The sequence below is a fragment of the Methanogenium sp. MK-MG genome, from assembly GCF_009914725.1.
Taxonomy (GTDB): Archaea; Halobacteriota; Methanomicrobia; order Methanomicrobiales; family Methanomicrobiaceae; genus Methanogenium.
In genome coordinates this window covers 1-3233 of sequence record NZ_JAAAWJ010000127.1, presented here as the reverse complement: position 1 = coordinate 3233, position 3233 = coordinate 1, and the positions used below count along the sequence as shown (strand labels likewise).

The window sequence follows — 3233 nt, the reverse complement described above, 5'->3', positions numbered from 1 at the left end:
TTCTGGATAATCTCATAAAAGAGTGATCTTGTGTCTCTCCCCTTCTGCAGATAATGATCCGCACCCAGCTCATATGCCCTGATGGCTATCTCTTCCCTCCCTTTTCCGGTAAATATAATGAAGGGCGTGTCATTACCGGATTCCCGCACAGTTTTCAGAAATTCCAGACCGTTCATACCGGGCATATCATAATCAGAGACAATAGCCGAGAATTTTCTATTCATGATCTCATCAATGCCCAGTTCGGCACTCAGTACACCGGTGACCTCAAACCCTCCCATCTTTGCCAGAGTGAGTTTTGATACCTCCAACAGAACCGGATCATCTTCAACGAGGAGAATATTCTTCATACACATACATTGTCACAAAGGTTCACATGAAATCAATCCGAATTTAATTAGGTTTTATGGGTTTTTCCTGATTTTCAAGAAAAATATGGGGGTGAACAGCCCCTTCCTGTCATCAGAACCATTCATTAATTATCTTTATCCAAACACCAGCAGGAACAACAGACACCGGAAGTCGTTTGTCTGTGAATGTTGCGGATATTCTCTTCATGCCGATCTTATTGGTGCCCGGAACATTGAGTCCGGAGCACGCACTTACAGGTATAACCTGGAAGTGCAGGGTGCAGTCAACCACCCACACGGGAACTATCTACGGATAGAGTCCCAGGCCCCGGTCTTTAGGCCGGGGTAGTTGACTTGCGTCATTCCATTTCATTCAGAAATCCGGATCATATGGTATCAACACGGACTGACATACAGATGCGTGTTTATTACCCCAAACACAATACAACTGCCATTTTCCACACACAATATTTATTTGCCAGTATAATCACCCTTGATGACAATATATGTGACAATTATTGGTATTTCCGGCATACGGGCCATAATATCTGGCTGAATTATTTCCGGCGCTCAAAACCTTTATGTCCTGACACAGTAAGAGCCCCCACAGTTATATCCTGTTCATTCTCAGCAAAATGGCAGGAAGAGACGTTGCAGAATTGAAGGGAAACCTGCGTTTTCACGTAAAATCTGCTCATTGGGGGGGAGATATAATGAAATCCACAGTCAGCACACTGCAGACAATCCACATTGTGCTCTGCATATGTATCGCGGGAGCCATGCTCCTGCCTGCAGCAACCATCGCAGCCGGCCCGGATGCGGATGAATATGAATACGAATACCCGGATGCACGGACAGCATGGGAAGCAGCACATAATGCCTCAGGTAGCCTCCCGCCCCTGTACAAGGAGCTCAGGGCCCTGCCGGAGGAAGAACTCAGACAACGAATTGATGCAATGCGGGTCACACCTGAAACGCGGGAATGGCCGGTGCATGAATCACCGGCAATCACTTTTGTGCCGGACATGCGTGCTGACAGCAGCATCGATGCACTGCCACATCCTGCGGAATGGTGGGTCTCGGCCATCAACCCGGTGAACAATGAGAGCGGGAATTACTCTGAGATCGGCATGATACCCGAAATCGGCAGGGGTGACACCATTCATGTCTGGGGCATACCGGGGCACACCTATGAAGGCGGATTTACCATTTCAGCGGCCGATGTCACCGTACGCCAATGGGAGGGATCGCCCGTGCAGCCGGTTCTGAAATCACCTGTCAACATCACACCTGCAATTACAATCTCCGGAGATAATGCGACGCTCTCCGGGCTGAATATTTCCGGTACCTCGGTTACGGAAGGGAACGGCGCAGGCGTATCTGCGATGGGGACAGACGAGACACCGCTTGAACGGCTGACGGTTATCGGGTGCACCTTCTCAGGTAACCGGGCGGACGGAGAATTTGGAGTTGCCGGATATGGTGGTGGCCTTTTTGCCGCCCATGTCAGTGACATACGCATCACCGGATGCACCTTCTCCGACAATTATGCAGGAACATCCGGTGGCGGGGCCTACATTCTGGAATCCGGTGTAGATATGCGGGACTGTATATTTTCTGAAAATTCAGCAGATCTTCATGGCGGAGGAGCATACTTTGAGGCAACGGATTCGGTTATCGCACATACCACATTTACGGCGAATGACATCCATTATGGAGACGGCGGGGGAGTGATGTTCTGTAATGGTGAGGCGAACCTTATAAACACCACAATTTCCAAAAACACCGGGGCCTTCTTTGGAGGAGGGGCCTGTTTTCAGGATATGGATGTAGATATCACAGACTCTGGTATTCGGGCTAACAGAATGAGCGACAGATACGGCAGTAGTTTCAGTGAGGGAGCAGGTGCATATTTCTCCTCCTGCAATGTCTCAATCACCGATACAATGATTTCCGGGAATGATATTCTTCCCGGGTTTTGCGGAGGGGTGTCCTTTCAGGGATGTGATGTTACACTCGTCAATACTTCAATTGAACATAATGGAGCGGGATTCCTTAGCGGAGGGGTAAGTTTTAGTGGTTCCACAGTCAGGATGATAAATACGACAATTTTCGGTAATATTGTGGATTTCTATGGTGCAGGGATGATGATCGGGAGTTCTGATATCACGATGAAAAATTCTGCAGTCGATAGAAATTGTGGAGAATATGGCAGTGGAGGATATATTCATGGATCAAATATCACACTCATTGATTCATCGGTCTCCGATAATTTTGCATGGCAATGGGGCGGAGGAGCATGGATAATAGAATCAAATATGATCGTTGAAAATTCTTCAGTATCCAATAATGAGGTTTATTATGAAGGAGGAGGGGTCTATTGCACTGATTCCACTGCAATATTCGAAGATACTCTCTTCTCAGGTAATTCAGCATTAGTTACGGGTGGCGGGATCTCCTGCAAGGATTCAGACGTTTCCTTTGCAGGTGTTACATTCCTAAATAATTCCGCAGTACGCGGTGGAAGTGCTATCCTGGCCGTCAACTGCAACGGGATACAGATGAATGACACCTTCGTTAAAGGTCCTGATGCGGAGATTGCATGTGCAAAAACAGCCATAAATGCAGAAAATGTCACCTTCGACGCCTTCTTGGGAAATACAAACACAATCTCATGCACAGGATGGAATCTCGGACTGGCGACAGCACCGGTCCCCTCTCCCGGACCGGATGGCAACAAGACAATCCGTCATGCCCTCTCTGTTACCGGTATCAGCACAACAGATTACACCGGACCATCAGAATACGATGCCCGCTGTGACCTGAGGATGAAATATCGTGACGCGGATCTCGGAACAGTGAATGAATCACTGCTCATGCTCT

General features: G+C 48.1%; 2 protein-coding genes. One reads left to right on the top strand and one right to left on the bottom strand.

Annotation, left to right across the window (positions count from 1 at the left end; translation table 11 throughout):
* A partial coding sequence (locus tag MKMG_RS11115) for a response regulator (RefSeq protein WP_165077994.1) occupies nucleotides 1–350 on the bottom strand: 350 nt, incomplete at its 3' end.
* A 713-nt stretch (nucleotides 351–1063) separates the two neighbouring features.
* Here MKMG_RS11115 and MKMG_RS11110 point away from each other — a divergent pair.
* Nucleotides 1064–3233 (top strand): right-handed parallel beta-helix repeat-containing protein (locus tag MKMG_RS11110; protein ID WP_165077992.1); only part of this gene is annotated, 2170 nt, incomplete at its 3' end.